Raw genomic sequence first — 18,887 nt, 5'->3', positions numbered from 1 at the left:
GAAAAACTGAAAAACTATGTACCGGGCAAACAATAATATCAGAAGAATTACATCGTTATAGAGTTAAGGCTGTGTTCATTTTCTTAGAATATACAAGCCAGAGAGGGACGTTGCTATCAGACCAAACAACATTGCCAGCCACAATGTCGAAAACCTGACGACCAACGCGACAAACCCTCCGATTGACGGAGAAATATCAAACTGGTTGAGCAGGTATACGATAGCCCCTTCTGTAACACCAATACCGCCGGGCAAAAAAGATACCGCGCCAGAAAGCATTGCTGCAGGGTATACAGAGAAAGCCGATGCAAAGGGCACTGCCAAATCAAACACGAAACAACAATATACTAATGTAAGCGCAGTCAGACTCCATGCGGCGATACCTAAGCTGACACACATAATACTAAGACTTAAGTTGAGGCTTCTATTAACATTTAATAGGACTTTATAAGTGAGTAGAGCAAGTCTGATGGAGTATCGATTATTCAGCTTCCGTATGTTTTTACACAATCGCCTACTTATCGATATTTTTATTGTGATAAAAACAAGCATGCCGATAATAGCCACTATAGAGACAGCAACAACCTTCAAGCTTGGAAAGCTGAAGAACACAAGGCCAGCTAACGCTAGCACCACCAATAGGTCAAAAAATCGCTCTATCACAAAACTAGAGATAACCTTATCCGAGGATATTCCAACCCCTGGTAATAAACAACTCTGGATAATTCACCTACCTTACCCGGCGTTGCAGTATAAGCAAACCCAGCAATATAGAAAAACATACCACTAATAAAACGATGATCGCAATGATGACTGGTCATTAACGCATGCCACCGAACATAGCGAAGAAAGATGCTAGAAGAAAAAAGAAAAAACAAAACCAGCCCATCTAACAAATCTAGGTTAGCCACCAACTCACGGGGTATGTGGTCTGAGAAAAAAGATCCCAAAAATACATACCCTATTGATATCAGCGTAAACGCAAATACTGCTGACCGAGGCAGTTTAGATTTAGCCTTCATTTCGTTTGACTACCGAAATGATAGCCGCTTATGGCCAACATAACTGGTAAAGACCGGAACTATCACGCCTACAAAATGCGATATTTCTTCCACGTATCGAGTTATTCCCATATAAGGTAGGATATAGACAGCCAAAAGCATACTAACCACCCATGTTTGAACGATAGCTGCCAAATTCACTAATATAAAATAGAACGCTGACTTCGAAACCGAATTGGTAGATCCTCTAAACACAAAGAGTTTAGCAAGTATAAAGGCCGTGATCATACCTGTTATATAAGCAAAAACTATCGCTGTAGAGAAACTTACGTACTGACTGTAAAGCACACGACTACCGAAATTAACAGCAGCCGCAAATCCACCGGTACATAGAAACAGAAAAAACTGCTTCGACAGAGTTGGTACCCGCATTTTATCTAAAAACCTTATTGGCCAGATCTATACCAAATCTAATCCCTTCTGATACACCTCGATCTTCTGGGTAGTAGTACGACGTGTCAGCGACATATAACCCTTCGACAGGTAAATCGACTGGAGGTAACTTATCCAAGAACCCAGGTTCACATATCGGTTGTGCGTATCGATATCGACTCACATGGATATCAATAAAATCCGTATCATCGAGCTCTGGATTCAATAACTTAAGATGTTTCTTAACCTTTTCCACAAAGGTTTCATTGGAATCAGCGTACTTTTCGTGTTCCGCTGGCATATAGTAAGGCACATAGACAATATGGTCATCTAGAGGGTTTAGGTTACTGTATTCGACGATTCCAGGTATATCCATCCGGCTATCATTGATGTTTAACCAGAAGTTTTCCGTCACTGCTTTTTTAAGCTTTGCAATGACACAAACAACTGCGATATTAGAAAGCGCCTTAAACTGCTGAAGCTCTTTTTCAGGTAATTGGGGAATTATTTGAGGGATATACGGCGCTGGTACAGTGCTAATGACGTTTTCAAATTCATGAAACTCATCATTGACGTTTAGACCAACTATCTTGCCGTCCTCGATTTCGACTTTTCGAACCGGTGAAGATAACTCAATTTTTCCTCCTAGTTGCTCAATTTTCTCTTTCATAGCAACTAAAAGAACCTCAGAGCCTCCATCAAGATAACCGAGTTTCTCTTCCATCAAATTGAATCTGGAGTTACCAATTCGTTTTATTCTAGTCCATATCCAAGCTGCTGATAGGTTGTTGGAAAAATTATAAAACTTAAGGTCAAAAAGGCTTTTCCACATTACATCGTAAGCACTATTACCGATCCAACGCTTAATCCAACTAGATGCCTCTTGCTTATCGAGCTTTGACCAATCAGAGCGTTTTGTCGATAAGAAAGCATGCAACCCGTAACGAAACTTGGAAACTAGGCTAAGTTTAGGGAACTTTAGAAGAGCGATTGGGTTCCCCCAAGAAAACAACTCTCCCTGGTAGTAATAGCCCATCTTCGTCTTGGTCCACTTAAGCTTATCATCCAAACCCATTTCTGAGATCATATCAAAATGGGGCTGGTCATTTGCACAAATAAAATGGTAGTAACGTTCAATATTTAGGCCGCCAAAATCGAATGATGCGGTCATACCACCGACTCTGTCATCAGCCTCAAAAACTGTAACATCATGTCCATTTTTTACTAGCTGATAGGCTACAGATAGCCCCATAGGGCCTGCACCAAGTACAGCTACCTTTTTACTCTTCATCTAAAATTCCAGTTCTATCTTACTATACTTAGTGTGGCAAAATGTTTCATCAACCGCATCGTCAAAGCGAGTCGCTTTAACGCCAAACTGACCTTCCCAATCAATAACTTCAAACTCATCACATGCAACCAGAGCATCAAGTTGGTCTGCTGTGAATGGAGGATTTTTATCAAAAACCGCCCATATCTTCAATAAGCTTGAAAATAACTTGAATGGTATCTTAATAATTAATGTTTTAGATTCTATCGCTCTCTTGATGCTTCGAATAATGTCAATATAGTCGACTTTTTCCAATCCACTTATATTGAAGACACCGCCAACTCGTTGACTTTCAACACAGCTAATAATGATGTTTGCAAAATCGCCAACATAGAGTGGCTGACGCATATAACGGCCATCTCCTGGAATAGGAAAAACCGGAACCTTTTGCATAAAGCGAGAAAGCCAACCGAGGTGTTTACGGTCAAACCAACCAAACATCAGCGTCGGTCTCAATACTACACAATCAATATTACTCTCCAACACAATTTTCTCTTGTTCCTTCTTTGTATTGGTGTAATCGTCGTCGGCAACAGATTCAACAACAGACGAACTAATATGCACGGTATGAGGAACCGAATACTCTTTAATCGTATCTAATACATGCTTAGTCGACGTGATGTTATTTCGGACAAAAAGATCCGTTTCTTTAGCTCCTATCTGAGCTTGCAACATGACAACAGACTGAGCATCCTGGAAGTGTTTTTTCCAACACCCATCCTCGGCAAGGTCTGCGTATTCGACCAAGATATCAGGGTGCATCTGTTTTAGGACTTCGATATTAGCTTTATGTTTATCTAAAACAACTAAATTGTGAAAACCTCTTTCTTTAAGGCGAACTACTAGATTTTGGCCCACAAGGCCTGCTCCGCCAGGTAACACTATTTTCAAAATACACTCCTAAATATTAAAATCATGCAATGTTAGGTGAGCGATATAAACATGAATAAGGCACCCTGCTTAATTTGCAATAACATTTTTCACTTCGACAAAAAATGCTTACATTAATAGAAAATACTTAAGCATTCATTAATTTGCGTTATTAGCAACTTCCAAGAACTTTACCACAACAGGTATTTCTCTGAACTTTTTGTCAAGCCTTTCATCTTGTTAAATTATTCACCATGGTTCGAGTAACGTAAGTTACACTCTAACTCAGGAAAAATAATACTCGCTATACTATCTTTTGAGACAGAATCAATTATATATCCTACATAGTCCTGACCGACATCACCCTTAGAGCTTTTTCCATCAACCGACTTATAAAACAAAACAGAACCAATTAATTTATTATTTACATCACTAACTAGTCCATACGAAAAATCACTAGTTGCATATACTCTTCCCGAAACCCTATATTGATTTTTTTCTTCTCGATATCATTTACAAATCCATCACACATTTCATATTGTTGTGATTCGCCACTATAGGTATTCCCCAAATTATGTGTCATATCTTTATATGGAGAAGAAGAAAATATTGATATACTCTGTACAACAGGATTAGAAATTATTTGTAGCGCCCAACCTGAGTTTGGAAAAGTAAACATGACCTGCTTATCATCTTTAATTCCCATAACTAGTTGTAACGCAGCTAGTTTTTCATTAAAAATGACTTCTTCTCGATTATTTAGCGCCTTCAGTTGATAGGGTAACATTGAAGCAAGCATAAGTAAGAATATTGCTTTAATTCGTTTTACCTTTACACTAGATAGTGCTCTAAAATAAGGAGTAAAAAGAACTAGTAACAGTGCCCAAAGAATGATCGCAGGTGTAGTGTAACGACTAGACAACGCCTGTTCCAATCCTTGAGATACTCGCCCCGTAGCGGTAGCAAAAGCTGTCCCCCCAATATAAATAATTCCTATGATAACAGCAGTTTCATAAGCTTTATTTTCTATATTTTTAAAGTTAATCATTAATTTGAAAAAATGATAACCGAAACCTAATACAAACAATAAGCCACTAAATAGAGCTATATAATGGCGTCCTCCGATCATATAGTAGAATGGAGACCCTAAATAGACAAAAACATACTCTAAAGTTTCCACAGGATATAACGTAAGAGCTTGTGAAATTGATGTATGCCCCGCCCCCTTAATAGAGTGATAGCCATAAAAAAACAAGAAAAAAGAAGCTACATTTAACAGCAATGTAATTAGCAACTTACTCTTAGGCAGTCGGTAAGCTAAAGAAAGCAAAAGAAGTAATGGCATTGCCAACACCCCATTCGCCATACTTCCGATTGAAATAAAAGCGAAGAAATTTGCAAGGAAAAAGTAAACGTTTTTATTACTCTCGTTATACTTAGCCAAGCTATAAAAAGCTGAAATTGGTAAAAGATAAGCCAATATAAACTGGGACTGAAAACCCCAAGTCATATTATTGTACTGGCTCCAGTAAAATAGCCAGCATACAACAAAATAGAGTAGCCACCTTTGGCTTTTATTACCAGTTTCTATTATAAACCTTTGAATTACAAAAACTATCGCAGAAAAAAGCAAGATATTACATAATAGCAGAAACCATATTTCGCCAGCAAAAAACTTAATGTCGATCCAGAAAAGTATCCTAGACAAGATAATTCTATGCTCATTATGCTGACTCCACCAAATACCATGATCACCTTGAGCTACATGCGAGTAGAAGTCTAAGTAACCATTCCACATATCCCAAAATGGGACAGGGGAGTAATTATTAATTACTCCGGTAATCGCAAGGAGAAAAAAATGACTGAAAAGGTAGCAAACAATCGGTCATAAGTATTACTTGAAGGTAATATAAACTTCACTTACAAACCCAACCTTTTAAAAACAGTTCTTGGGATGCTTTTTATAATTAGCATAATGTATTTCCAGAAAAATGGCGTATAGATAACGTCTCTTTTTTTCTCAATAGCAGAAATAATATCTTTCGCAACCTTATCCGGAGTAACAGTAAGTAGATCAGGTAATTCTAGATCTTGGGTCATAGGAGTTGCCACAAAACCCGGTTTGATATCAAGTACATGAACTCCGGATTTAAATAATCTCGCTCTTAGCCCCTCTAAATAGGTACTAACCGCAGCTTTGGCAGCTCCGTAGACATAATTAGAGGGTCTCCCTCTGTCACCAGCCACAGACGAGATTACTGCTATTGTTCCTGATTTTTGCTTCTCAAAACGATTTGCTAGCTCAGTTAATAGAGCCATAGTACTTACTGCGTTGGTGTTAAACTCTCGCAGTGCACTATCAACCAGCTTTTGACATTCAATTTGGTCTGGCAGAGTACCATGAGCAATAATAACAAGGTCTATGCATCCACCAAGCGTATTTTCAGCTTCATCAAACATATCCCTATGTTTTTCAATATCGTTAACATCCAGTGAAAACGTACCAACTTTATCACTTCCGCGTGCATACAGATCTTGAGACAGCATTTTGAGTTTCGTTTCATCTCTCGCAACTAAAAACAACCTATCATTTCGCTCTGCACATAGGCGAGCAACAGCCATCGCCATTCCAGATGTCGCACCAACTAACACAATATTCTTCATTATCTAGTTACTCTATTCCAAAATTTTGACATAATTTTAGGATCGCGTGTTGCTTCCAATGTTTCCCATTCAGGATAACTTGCCTTAAAGAAATCACTACTCATGTGTGCATCTTTTGCTGGATATAAACGCCCACTGGCTTCAGACACAATTAAGTCAAGAATGTCAAAAAGCGCATTTGTTTTGTTTTTTAATTGGGGGAAATCTAACGCAAGTGTTGCTCCTTTCATTGGAAAAGAAAGTAGTCCCGGCGACTCAATATCACCACATCGCTTTAATACAGCTAGGAACGAGCCCATCTTTTTCTTTGAAATTATGGTCAATATCTCTTTCATTGCATCTTGCGCATTATCTTCTGGTAGTACGCACTGATATTGCTGGAAGCCTGGTTTACCATATATTCGGTTCCATTCCAAAATAGCATCTAGCGGGTAGAAAAAAGGTTCATAACTTACAATCTTGTCAGAGGTTTTTGCTATTTGCCTGTTGTAATACAATGTATTAAATGATTTTAATGTAATTGAGTTCACCATTGAGATTGGCAAATCAACTGGTACTTTTAATTTGCTACCTTTCGGCTGCTCAATCGTACCTCGTTCAGCATGGTTACCTACCATGTAAATACCACGCCCAAGAGAATTACCTTTTGATACACAATCAACCCAAGCTACAGTGTAATCATAATCCACATCTATTTCTCTCGATAACGTGAAAAACTCATCTAGGTTAGAGAATTTGATATTCTTGCTATCAATTAAGCTAGAATGAATTGGACGAAGTTGGATTTCCACCCATAAAATCACACCTGTAAGGCCAAGTCCTGCGATAGTAGCGTGAAACAGTTCACTATTTTCATGTCTTGAACACTCTAGAATGCCCTGATCCGACCGATAAATAGCAAATCTAGTTACATGTCTTCCAAATGTACCTGCCACGTGATGATTTTTTCCATGAACATCATTAGCAACCGCGCCTCCCAACGTGATCAATTTAGTTCCTGGTGTCGATGCTAAGAACCAACCTCTTTTTACCGACAAATCTAGAACTTCACTTAAAAGAACTCCAGCTTCAGCCCTGACAACACCGCACTCCCAATCAGCTGAAATAAAACGGTTTAAACTTCTGGCACCGAGCGCTACGTTACTTGTAGCAAGACAACTGTCGCCATAACTCCTGCCATTACCAAACGGCAGAAACTGTTCTCCTTGACATAACACTGTTTTTTCAACGTCATCAAGCCAATTCAACGATTTCACTTGCTGTGAGTTATAGGGGTAGCGCCCCCAGGATTTTACTGTTTTCATATAGCTGACCAAAAAACAAGAAGAAATAAACAACCGGTAATCCGGCTCACTTTATCTTTTAATGCAAAAACCACAGGATCATCATGCATAAGCCCTCTATGCGTAATCATCCAAGTCCTACTAATCCAATAAAGAATAAGTGGACAGGCTAACCAGATAACCTCTGAGTGACTGTACATTACTGAAGTAACTGGATCATTAATATACAAGGCAAGGACCAGTACCGACATATAGCCTGATGATGAACCTAAGGAGGAAAGCAACTCCAAGTCAGATGGGTAATATCCTCTTCCTCTTGTCTTGTTTAAACCCAAACTTCTCGCCTCATGTAACTCGGCATAACGTTTTACTAGCGCAAGGCTTAAGAAGATGAACATTGAGAATGCTAATAGCCAAAACGTCAAATCCAACTCAAGTCCGACGCCCCCGGCTATAATCCTCACTGTATACAATATAGCCAGTGTAGTTACGTCCACAACCACCATTCTTTTTAATTTGAATGAGTAAGCTAGAGTAAGTGCGTAATACCCCAGCAAAACAAGCAGGAAGTTTATAGGTAGTAAAAGTACCGACAGTAAGAAAACGAAAACCAAGATCAACGGAGCAAATAAAAGCCCTATTCTTACGTCTAATGCACCAGAGGCGAATGGTCTACGACATTTTGAAGAGTGATGCCTATCATCTTCCAGATCTAACAAATCGTTTAGTAGATACACAGTAGAAGCACAAAGACTAAATGCTATGAACGCAATAATACCATCAGCTACTTTTTCAGTATCAAACCACTGATGTGAAGCTACAAGAGGTACAAAAATAAGTAAATTTTTTGCCCATTGATGTACACGCAATGCTTTTACCAAGGTCTGAAAAAATTAGGTCTATTTTCAATAATGTGTACAACATTGCAGCACTGTTCCGCTTTGGGTAATACACCTTTATCGGGGTTCACTACAATAGACTGGTCAGAGGCTTTCCAAACCTTGATATCCGCCATAGAGTTGCCAACATAATCAAACCCTTTGGCACCATAAATGCTCACTAGCTTTTCAGCTTTAACACTAGATGCTAAGTTCGTTTTCTCATCACTCGAAAACACATCATCGAATATATCAAGGTACTTGGCGATTTGATTTGCATATTTCTCATTGGTAGCGGTAGCTAAAACTACCTTTCTTCCCTCACTTTTTTGAGATCTGATATAAGCCAGAACATCCTCGTTATATGGCAAGATTGACACATCAATATCCACAGAACGAGCTATTTCACTTTTTATGGCACTCTTACCACCACGAAATACAATGATCAAGAATCGAAATATATTAAAAATATTTAACTTAAAGTACTTTAGTAGTGTTTCGACAAGAATATCTGTCTTAATCAGCGTTCCATCCAGATCAACAACCAAGGGTTTCTTCATTCCCCTACAACTCCTTTATTGATATATCTTCGACTAACTCTTCTATAAAAGTGAACTCATCTTCGTTTGTAGAAAAAATATTTCTTTCACAACTAATAGGTTGTTCTTCATTATACTTATTGCATAGTTCGCCTATTGCTCTCGATATCTCTCCTGGTTCTAGCGAACTTAAACTAGTGACATTAGAAACAACCCCTTTCAAATCTTTATTTGCGTAAGAGTTAGTTATTACTTCAACGCCAAACATTGCCATTTCAAGAGGGGGATAGCTTGGATGCGGTGATAGCATTAAAGATACACCTACAGAAGACTCTGCGAGTAAATTAGCATATTGTTCTAAAGACAACTTTCCGACCGACTCGACTACCATTCCATTATCTAACTGGATAGGCTCGTGCATTTCACCAGCAGAATATACTTTCCAATCAGTTGAGTCATCGTAATCTTTCGACCAACGTTGCAGAGATTGAACGATCAAAGAAAAAAGGTTCCGCTCTATACTAGGCCTACCATATATGATTATCTGCTTTTTCTTTTTGACCTCATGGAGTTCAAGTTGCAATCGATTTAGCTCAGGGTTTAGTTTCGGGTCAAAAAAGAACGATTTTCCAAAAGTAAACCCCTGTTTTTTAAAAAAATCGTTCAATAGCTCTGTATTGAAGACTGGTATTGTTTGATCCGGCTTTCGATAAGTAGATTCAGCCAGAGCGTACCTCGTTGACCAAGGATAAAACCCCGGCTCAAAGTCCTGAACAAAGTAGATAAGCTTACGTGGTGCTTCAAGCATATAAGACTTGTGTTGCCAATCCATCATTGTAAAAGCATTGATCGTCGTCCACCAGGCGGTAGTCACAAATACATCTTCAGCAGAAACAGGAAGTGGCTTGCCTATTCTGTTCCCCGCAACAACTATACTATTACCACTTACATCAGATGAGCCAACATCTAAAACAGGCCAATCTGAATAGTATTGCCCCACTTTTACCGATGTTGATACCTCGTCAGTAATGATAATTCTGCATGAAGGGAAGTGTTGCGAAACTTTTTCATAAAAGCGAAGTGCTGTCGCAATACCCCCAAAGACATGCTTTTCAGAAAGTGCCGGGACCAACAAATTTAAGCGTTTTTCTTGAACATGACTTTGAGTTAACTCAAAAGGAGTAATCTCGGGTATATTAGTGTTCACACCTTGAGTAAACTCATGCCTTACTTCATGGTGAGTTTGCTTTGCTAGATTATATAGATATTTATTATTTAGAAGACGTTTTACTAACCAAGTAATCATTGTTTAACCTTTGGGGTAGATTGCATTGTATCCAAATTAGGGTTAAAGAAAGGATCTACTCCTTCACTTCTATATGGCTCATACTTAATTTTGGACAGATTGAAGTCATTCTCCGGAACAAAAGAGCTTCGACTCTTAGATTCCAGGTGGTAAAGCTCCGCTTGGGGTAGATATACGTTTTTATAGCCCTCTTTGTATGCACGAATACACAGCTCTACGTCACTACCACAAATAATAAACGCTTCATCAAAACGGCCCAGCTCTTCAAATTTTCTTTTTTCTATAACTTGGCATGCCCCAGTTACAGCCAAAACATCCCTAGTAAGAACTGGTGATACAAAAGGACCAACTTTATGTGTTGCCTCTTCCCCTTTAAACACATGATCTGCCCAGCCCCCCATTCCAACAACAACACCTGCATGTTGAATTGTGTCGTCATCATATCTTAGTAGCGGACCAACGACTGCAACATCAGGAAGCTGTGACCATGAAATCAAAGACTCCAGCCAATCTTCCGAAATAACAATCGTGTCATTATTCAGGAAAACAAATACATCACCATCAGCAACTTCTACACCAACATTATTAACTTTCGACCAATTGAAATCAGATTCATCTCTAACGACCTTATATCCAAACTCCTCTTGTATGTGAGCTAAATAGTTCAGCGTTGACACTTCAATTGAACCGTTATCAACAACAATAACCTCATAGTTAGTCCAAGTCGTTTTCTCATGAATACTATCTAGCAGTTGTTGCAGTAATTCTACTTTGTCTCTTATTGGGATAATTATAGAAGCTTTCGTATTTGCCGCTATAGGGAAATTTGGACGATAAGTAAAGAGATTAATACCATCTTTAACTTTGGCTTCATCTAGCTGATATTTTTTCAATAAATGGTTTTCTAGCGCCTTTTTCCCTGCTTCATGTGCATACGGCTTACTATCCGCATTAGCCGCTGTAGACCCTGAATGTTCCCGCCAATGGTATAAGATATGGGGGATATGCACGATTTGGTCAGTGTTCTCACTAACTCTCAACAGTAGATCATAGTCCTGAGCGCCCTCTAAGCCTAACGTAAATCCTTTAACTTTTTGAAGTACACTTCGTGAAAGACAAACCATATGACCAATATAGTTTTGGTTGTACAACAAATGCTGAGACCAATCAGGCTTGAAGAATGGTGCACATCTGACACCATCAACTGTGATATGGTCTTCATCGCTGTAAATTAAGTCGACGCTCTTGTTCTTATTGATCGTATCGTAAATAAACATCAATGCGTGAGGATGTAATTCATCATCATGATCAAGCAATACTAGATAGTCCCCTGATGCCATATCAATTGCTTGGTTACTCGCAGATGAAATATGTCCATTAGACTCACTATGCTTTATCTTAATTCGACTATCACGCGCATTAAACTCTTCTAGCGTTTTTTCAACATGTGGTTTTGTCGACGCATCATTAACAACACACAGCTCCCAGCGTTGATAAGACTGCATCAAGACAGAGTTTAAACAGCATTCAAGTAGTTCTTTATCTGGATTGTAAACAGGCAAAACAATACTGATTAGAGGAGAGTTATTAGACCCAATACGTTGTTCTACCACTCGAGCCATCTCGGTTAGCTTCGCATCTGCTTTAACTACCCACGCTTGATAATCGTCAGTTACCTCTTTATATGCAGAGTTATTTTTCACTCTATTAATAACTTTTGCTATGAAAGCTCGTGCTCCATCTCTACGCAAGACGCTAAGCAAATATCTAACTCTTTCTTTGTTTGCATTTAGCTTAATCGTTCGCAGTAATTCAAGGAGATTCACCTTAAAGTCTCTCGTGAAAGTCAAAGTACGCCTTAGCGGCGAAGTTAATTTCCAACTCTTTGAATTAAGCATTGTATTTAGCAAGTTTTGAGTCTCGCTAAGAGTCATGCTTTTTTCTTCAAGCGATGCCTTTAGTTTTTCGATTTCTCTTGATTTATCTAAACAACTAATCTCTGCGACAAGATAAATAGCTACGTCTGAATCCAAAGAGCAACAAGATTGGATCTTTTGTAAATCAATATCTATATGAGGATCTGATGAATATGAAATATACGATAGCGTATCAGCTGAGTTGTCTAATTCTCCACCATAAAGATTTATGGATTCCTGCGAGTCTTCTAGACTAAAAATAACATTTCCCGACTCAGTCTCTAGCTGAAGTTTATCGATAGCTAGCTTTCCCTTAAAATCTAAAGGGTCAACTCTAATAGAGCTTAATCCATCAACAAAGGGCAACAGAATCTTGATTTGAGTTTTTTCTGCATAGCTAATTGGCCATGTTAATGACTTCTGTTTCGTATACTCTTCGCCGTTGGATTTCCAAAATACATCTAGAGGGAACTTAAGTTCTAACCCTGAATGAGTCTCGGTATATGGTTTAATCGCAACCTCTTCTTGCAAGCTACACTCTATAACAAACTGATACACACCAGAGTACGGTACTCGTGCCATAAGTGCATGAGACTCTGTAAAATCCGAAAGATCATTCAGTTTATTAAACTCCGTATCTCTCAGAAATGCTTTGACAAATTCCATATTGTCAATTTTGAATCCTCCGCTCTCTAGCATTTCAACTACTGTTTCTTTGGTAAAAAACTTGTAATGTGTTTTATCTAATAGACCATATTCTCTATAATCAAATCTACCAGAGAGAATTTCTTCAACGAGTCCTGCGTAGCCCACATTTGGAACTGATACAATTAGCTTGCCATTCTTATTGAGTTTTTGTTTGATCTTTTTAAGCGTCTCCATTGGATCAAGTAAATGCTCTAAAACATCAGCACAAACAATATAGTCATACGTGTCATTTAAGAACGCTAAATCAAGGGACTCCACATCAGAAACATAAACTTCTCGATAAACTTCTTTAGCTTTGTTCGCAGCATTGACATTAAGTTCCACTCCATCAACTATACAGTTCTTATTTTCAATTAGGTGTTTTCCTAATGCACCTTCCCAACACCCAATGTCAAGAGCTCGACTATTAGGTTCGATAAACTGACTCACATAGTACAGAGAGTCTTTCTCCACGCCAACTGAGCGTGTATAAACGTTATTTTCCACAAGTAGCATCCAGTGTATTTACGTTGGCTATCTAGTCCTGCATTAGCCAGCCTCGGTCCCTTAAGCGCAAGGGGCAAGATAGTTAATGTTGAAAAAGAACAAAATATGAAGTCCTTCACCGCAACCTCATGCACCCGCAAATCAAGGGTTTTGATTATTCTAATTTAAATAAATGAAGACTTTTTAACCTAGATTAAAGTGATGCTTAAAATCACTTCTAAGATCGAGGGATATATACGCTCCCCAAAGTACCTTTTGTACTAATACAGTAAAATTACCATCCCTCAATAGTAATTTTACTAAAAGAGCTATCTACACTAATCCATTGATTCCGTCATTGGAGCTTGTCGCTTTCCTTGTCTACGTTTCTCAAATACCACAATACTATCGTAAAAAGAAATTGAATCTGTGGTCTTAGTAAACTCGGTTACTGGTAAACTGTTTCGACTATGGACAGCATTGAGCATGTCAACTCTATCTTTAGCAAACTCCATAAAGCTTCCTTGTTTCTTTAAGCCGCCTTCATACTCTTCCCAATAACAAGTATGAGTATCTTCGACAAGATAAACTCCATTCTCAGATATATGGCTGTATAACAACTCAAAAGATCTAATCATGTGGGTCATCATATGACTACCATCATCAATTAAAACATCGATGGATGGGTATTTATTCAAAATACTCTCAATAAGATTAGGATCATCTTGACTTCCGATATAAATTTCAATTCCTTCTGATTCATACTGTTTGCATTCCGGGTTGATATCTATACCTATTACTTTACACCCATCCCCAAAGTAGTCTTTCCACATTTTTAGCGAGCCACCACCAAATACACCAATCTCTAGGACAACGGGCGATTTATTAACAAATCTATTAAAGTGCCTCTCATATATATCAAAGTAGTGGAGCCACTTATGTATTCTTAAACTAGAGTTATTCAAAAAATATTTATGTAAGTTCATATTTACCCATAATAATTTGTTAACATTTAATAGCTGACTCTTCGTCGCTAGTTCTCGTTTGGAAATAGTTAAATAACAAAAACACACCTTCATGCTCCGAGCATGCAACAAACATCCAACCGAGAGAAAAGTGTAGCCTTAGACACTCTCAAATGTCATTAACAATCCACTCGTGATTAATATTCACTAGCCCCTCTGAATTATACTCATCAACTATATCAAATTGAGCTATTCCTGTAAGATAATCCAAGTTCACCAACCCCTTATCTGTAAAAATACCCACGTCAAACTCAAAACTCGCAGGTAATAAGGGAATGTCTTTTGCTATATATATAACTTCATGAATCCCTTTATGACTTGGTACTATCACATCATCTAGATGAGAGTTTGCACCAAAGATGTAATCTCGATTTGGTCGGAGCATAGCAACACCGATTAAAAGCCCGTCAATTCGCTCATCCAACACTTCATACTTGATAACTAGTTCTATGTCATCTCCAGGATTTATAACCTTTCGATTGATAGTTGTTGATATCAATCGAGCTGGTAGGCTCTTCTCCAAGCCATTAACTTTTACATCGTATTCGTTTTCCGAAGTTTCTATTGAACCATGCGCCATATAATCCCTATAACGATCACAGACCTTATTTGAATCTCCAACTTCTCGTAATTTACCTTTATCTAGCCAAATGGCCTTATTACAAAACCTTTTAACTTGCTCTGGTGAATGAGAAACAAATAATATGGTGGTTCCTTTCGCTTTTAGGCTTTCCATGTGCTGAATACACTTCATTTGGAAACGAATATCGCCTACAGCGAGTGCCTCATCCACAATAAGAATTTCTGGGTCAGTATGTACCGCAACCGCAAAAGCCAAACGCACATACATGCCTGATGAGTATGTTTTTACAGGCCTATCTATAAAATCGCCTATCTCTGCAAACCTTAAAATATCATCATATTTCGCTTTAATCTCTTTAGTAGTCAACCCAAGGATCGCTGCATTCATGAAAACATTTTCTTTACCCGTAAACTCTGGATTAAAACCAGCTCCAAGTTCAAGAAGAGCTGCAATTCGGCCTTTAGTAATGACATTACCACTAGTTGGTGTAAGAACTCCGGTGATGATCTGAAGAAGTGTCGATTTGCCCGCACCATTATGGCCTAGAACACCGACAGAGTCTCCTTTCTTGACAGTAAATGATACCTTACTCAAAGCAGAAAACTCCGTATAGAAATTTTTTCTACCTCTGTATAGCATCTGAAGTAATCGATCACGAGGCTTCGAGTAAATTTGATACGATTTAGTTAAGCTATTTACCTCGATAGCAAGCTCTTTACAAGACATCAGCAAAACCTTTTCGTGTTTTCTGAAAAAAAGCATATCCGACAAAAAGTACAACTACACCTAAGAGGCTGGTTGTGACTAAGCTTGCAAGACTAGGAATATTCCCAAATATGATAACCGCCCTAGCTTCTTCTATAAAATATGCTAGAGGATTTAAAGCCAAGTAAGGCTGTAAGCTTTCTGGTAGTGCGGAGAGAGGAAAGAACAATGGAGATGTAAACATTAACACCGTAGTAATAATACCCATCAACTGCCCCAAATCACGGAGGTAGACGCCGGCAGCCGCAAGAATCCATGTTACTCCCATCAGACAAGCAGCAAACGGCAACAACACTACAGGTAATACCAGTATAGTAGAGGGGATGGTGCCAATTATAAGTAATTGCGCTATCAATAGAATAAGGAAGCTAATGAGGGCATGAAATAGTGCATTTAGTAATACAACCCATGGAATAACCTCTAACGGAAAAATAATCTTCTTCACATAGTTAGTGTTAGCCATCATCAGGCCTGGAGCTCGATTTACACATTCCGCGAAAACATTAAAGACAATCATTCCGGCAAATAAGATAACTGCAAACTCACCCTTGCCTCCACCTAAATCCGCCCCCCATTTAGCGTTAAAAACAATCGAAAAAACAAAGGTATAAACCATTAGCATCAATAATGGGTTGAAAAAAGACCAAGCAAGTCCAATCATTGAGCCCTTATATCGACCAATTATTTCTCGATAGGTCATTTTTAAAATTAACTCTCTATTATGCCAAGCACTATAGAGCAAAGACTGCAAGGTCGCAGGATGGTGATTGTTACTACTCATAAATACACTAATATGTTATTAAATTTACTCATACGGTAAGATATGGTGCTTCGCTAAAAGCTAACCCAAATTTATCTTTATCAGAAAGTAAAGCTCCCTCTTCTGCTATCGGCCATGTTATTCCGATGGTTGAGTCATCCCATTTAATTGATATCTCAGCATTAGGGTTATAATAATCCGTACACTTGTAAACAAACTCAGCTTCATCGCTGGTTACATAGAAGCCATGAGCAAAGCCTTCGGGCACCCAAAGTTGACGTTTATTTTCTGAAGAAAGGTATACACCCACCCACTTCCCAAATGTTGGCGAGCCCTTTCTTATATCTACAGCAACATCAAAAACCTCACCAGAAACAACACGCACAAGCTTGCCCTGTGTGTTTTCAGTCTGGTAATGAAGCCCTCTCAAAATCCCTTTTGCTGACTTTGAATGGTTATCTTGTACAAACAGAGTCGGTTTACCTGTTACTAGTTCTTCAAATTTTTTTGCTGCCAGGTTTCCATAAAGAAGCCGCGCTCATCACCAAATACTGCTGGCTCTATAATTTTTACTTCGGGGATTTCTGTATCAATTACTTTCATATTTCACTACTTATAAGCTTGAATATTATCTAAGGCAGTTATCCAATCACTTGGCTTAATGCCAAAATGCGTCTGTATTTTATTACAGTTCATTCGTGAATTTTCAGGGCGCTTTGCTGGTGTCGGATATGCTGACGTCGGAATAGATGAAAGGGTGGGCTTTTCATCAACAACTCCTTGACGTTGAGCGGTATCGAATATTTTTTGTGCAAATTCATACCAGCTTACATAAGGCATACCGGAATAGTGATATACTCCCCAAGTGATTTCAACACCACCTTCAACAGACTCAATCATTTTGATTAGCGTTGCCGCTATGTCACCAGCATAAGTTGGCCCACCTATTTGGTCACCAACAATATTGAGTTCATTTCTGGTCTGGGCCAAACGAAGCATCGTTTTAACAAAGTTGCTTCCATGCTCACCAAAAACCCACGCCGTTCGCAGAATAAGATGTCGGTCGCACGCATCAGCGACAGCTAGTTCTCCAGCAAGCTTACTTTTCCCATAAACCCCCTGGGGACAAGTCATATCGCATTCGGAATAAGGTTCGAGACCATTTCCTTCAAATACATAGTCTGTAGAAATGTGAAGCATAACGGCACCACAACTTTCAGCAGCCTCTGCAAGATACTTAGGGCCCTCTCTGTTTATAGCAAAAGACAAATCGACTTCTTGTTCCGCTTTGTCAACTGCTGTGTGAGCAGCCGCATTAATAATATAGTCCGGTTCAAAATCAGCGACTATTGTATACACGGCCGCTTGATCGGTAATATCAAGCTGCTCTTTATCAACAGCCAGTACTTCCGCTTTACCCGCTAATTGGTTAACTAAACAATGGCCAACTTGACCATAACTACCTGTCACTAATACACGCATTGCTTATCTCGTTTTATTCGCTCGCAAGTTTAGCCAGATATTGGCCATAATCATTTTTCATCATTGGTTTAGCAAGGCTAAGAAGCTCTTCATTCGTTAACCAGCCATTTCTCCAGGCTATCTCTTCAAGACAAGCAACTTTAAGGCTTTGAACATGCTCAATGGTCTGTACAAAAGACGAAGCTTCATGAAGACTTTCATGAGTACCCGTATCAAGCCACGCAAAACCTCTACCCAAAAGCTCAACATTCAGAGTATTTTCTTCTAAGTACATTTGATTGATAGAGGTAATCTCTAACTCACCTCTATCAGATGGTTCAACAGCTTTTGCAAACTCAACCACGCGATTGTCATAAAAATACAAACCAGTCACTGCATAGTCTGATTTAGGTTCAGAAGGCTTTTCTTCTATTGAAACAGCCTTCATATTTTTATCAAATTCAACAACGCCAAAGCGCTCCGGGTCTTTAACCTGATAACCAAACACTGTCGCTCCAGATTCTCTGTTAGCGGCATTTCGAAGGGTGTCAGTGAAGTGCTGCCCATAGAAAATATTGTCGCCTAATACCAGGCAGCAACTATCATCTCCAATAAACTCTTCGCCGATAATAAATGCCTGAGCTAATCCATCAGGACTAGGTTGAACCGCATATTCTAGATTAATACCGAAATCAGAACCATCGCCGAGTAATCGTTTGAAACTCTCATTATCTTCAGGAGTGGTAATAACTAAAATATCTCTTATACCAGCCAGCATAAGCGTAGATAGCGGATAATAAATCATTGGTTTGTCATAAACAGGTAATAACTGTTTGGATACACCACGTGTAATCGGATAAAGGCGTGTACCAGATCCCCCAGCAAGAATAATACCTTTCAT

Annotated in this window: 17 protein-coding genes and 1 pseudogene; all 18 read right to left on the bottom strand. The window is 38.8% G+C overall.

Going from position 1 to position 18,887, the window contains the following annotated elements:
- Positions 1 to 75: 75 nt before the first annotated feature.
- The 18 genes and pseudogenes from P7F88_RS12890 to rfbA all read right to left on the bottom strand — a co-directional run bounded on the left by P7F88_RS12890 (position 76) and on the right by rfbA (position 18,887).
- Positions 76 to 663, bottom strand: coding sequence for a lysylphosphatidylglycerol synthase transmembrane domain-containing protein (locus P7F88_RS12890; protein ID WP_338405561.1), 588 nt, complete (start codon positions 661 to 663; stop codon positions 76 to 78).
- Positions 660 to 1,022, bottom strand: a complete 363-nt coding sequence (locus P7F88_RS27230; RefSeq protein WP_479683701.1) for a lysylphosphatidylglycerol synthase domain-containing protein — start codon at positions 1,020 to 1,022, stop codon at positions 660 to 662. Before P7F88_RS27230 ends, P7F88_RS12890 begins: the two co-directional genes overlap by 4 nt.
- Before the next feature lie 9 nt (positions 1,023 to 1,031).
- Positions 1,032 to 1,433: a GtrA family protein gene (locus P7F88_RS12885; protein ID WP_277825301.1), complete on the bottom strand. Its 402-nt coding sequence runs from the start codon at positions 1,431 to 1,433 to the stop codon at positions 1,032 to 1,034.
- 1 nt (position 1,434) lies between these two features.
- The gene (locus P7F88_RS12880; protein WP_277825299.1) at positions 1,435 to 2,724 is read right to left on the bottom strand and encodes an NAD(P)/FAD-dependent oxidoreductase; all 1,290 of its coding nucleotides are present in this window, start codon (positions 2,722 to 2,724) and stop codon (positions 1,435 to 1,437) included.
- Complete coding sequence (locus tag P7F88_RS12875) at positions 2,725 to 3,645, bottom strand: NAD-dependent epimerase/dehydratase family protein (RefSeq protein WP_277825771.1); 921 nt, start codon at positions 3,643 to 3,645, stop codon at positions 2,725 to 2,727. It abuts the gene before it with no gap.
- 424 nt (positions 3,646 to 4,069) lie between these two features.
- Positions 4,070 to 5,143 (bottom strand): hypothetical protein, encoded by a 1,074-nt coding sequence (locus P7F88_RS12870; protein WP_277825296.1) that lies wholly within the window; start codon positions 5,141 to 5,143, stop codon positions 4,070 to 4,072.
- 410 nt (positions 5,144 to 5,553) lie between these two features.
- Positions 5,554 to 6,297 carry an SDR family oxidoreductase gene (locus tag P7F88_RS12865; protein ID WP_277825294.1) on the bottom strand — a complete coding sequence of 248 codons (744 nt, stop codon included), beginning with the start codon at positions 6,295 to 6,297 and terminating at the stop codon, positions 5,554 to 5,556.
- A complete protein-coding gene (locus P7F88_RS12860; protein ID WP_277825292.1) occupies positions 6,297 to 7,601 on the bottom strand; it encodes an FAD-binding oxidoreductase in 1,305 nt (434 codons plus the stop codon). The genes P7F88_RS12865 and P7F88_RS12860 overlap by 1 nt, the downstream gene beginning before the upstream one ends.
- Positions 7,598 to 8,449, bottom strand: a complete 852-nt coding sequence (locus P7F88_RS12855; RefSeq protein WP_277825290.1) for a UbiA family prenyltransferase — start codon at positions 8,447 to 8,449, stop codon at positions 7,598 to 7,600. Before P7F88_RS12855 ends, P7F88_RS12860 begins: the two co-directional genes overlap by 4 nt.
- 5 nt (positions 8,450 to 8,454) lie before the next feature.
- Entirely contained in the window at positions 8,455 to 9,018 is a 564-nt protein-coding gene (locus P7F88_RS12850) for an NIF family HAD-type phosphatase (RefSeq protein ID WP_277825288.1), read from the bottom strand.
- 4 nt (positions 9,019 to 9,022) lie between these two features.
- Positions 9,023 to 10,303, bottom strand: coding sequence for a rhamnosyltransferase WsaF family glycosyltransferase (locus tag P7F88_RS12845; protein ID WP_277825286.1), 1,281 nt, complete (start codon positions 10,301 to 10,303; stop codon positions 9,023 to 9,025).
- A complete protein-coding gene (locus P7F88_RS12840) occupies positions 10,300 to 13,413 on the bottom strand; it encodes a glycosyltransferase (RefSeq protein ID WP_277825284.1) in 3,114 nt (1,037 codons plus the stop codon). Before P7F88_RS12840 ends, P7F88_RS12845 begins: the two co-directional genes overlap by 4 nt.
- A gap of 317 nt (positions 13,414 to 13,730) precedes the next feature.
- Positions 13,731 to 14,378, bottom strand: a complete 648-nt coding sequence (locus tag P7F88_RS12835; protein ID WP_277825282.1) for a class I SAM-dependent methyltransferase — start codon at positions 14,376 to 14,378, stop codon at positions 13,731 to 13,733.
- A 148-nt stretch (positions 14,379 to 14,526) separates the two neighbouring features.
- A complete protein-coding gene (locus tag P7F88_RS12830) occupies positions 14,527 to 15,726 on the bottom strand; it encodes an ABC transporter ATP-binding protein (RefSeq protein WP_277825280.1) in 1,200 nt (399 codons plus the stop codon).
- Entirely contained in the window at positions 15,716 to 16,546 is an 831-nt protein-coding gene (locus P7F88_RS12825; protein ID WP_277825278.1) for an ABC transporter permease, read from the bottom strand. Before P7F88_RS12825 ends, P7F88_RS12830 begins: the two co-directional genes overlap by 11 nt.
- 28 nt (positions 16,547 to 16,574) lie before the next feature.
- Positions 16,575 to 17,128: pseudogene (gene rfbC / locus P7F88_RS12820) on the bottom strand (dTDP-4-dehydrorhamnose 3,5-epimerase).
- A 6-nt stretch (positions 17,129 to 17,134) separates the two neighbouring features.
- Complete coding sequence (gene rfbD, locus P7F88_RS12815; protein WP_277825276.1) at positions 17,135 to 18,007, bottom strand: dTDP-4-dehydrorhamnose reductase; 873 nt, start codon at positions 18,005 to 18,007, stop codon at positions 17,135 to 17,137.
- Positions 18,008 to 18,020: 13 nt separating this feature from the next.
- The gene (gene rfbA, locus P7F88_RS12810) at positions 18,021 to 18,887 is read right to left on the bottom strand and encodes a glucose-1-phosphate thymidylyltransferase RfbA (RefSeq protein ID WP_277825274.1); all 867 of its coding nucleotides are present in this window, start codon (positions 18,885 to 18,887) and stop codon (positions 18,021 to 18,023) included.

This window comes from Vibrio hannami (assembly GCF_029589055.1).
Classification (GTDB): domain Bacteria; phylum Pseudomonadota; class Gammaproteobacteria; order Enterobacterales; family Vibrionaceae; genus Vibrio; species Vibrio hannami.
The sequence above is the reverse complement of the archived record's forward strand: the minus strand, read 5'-3'. Positions and strand labels throughout refer to the sequence as shown.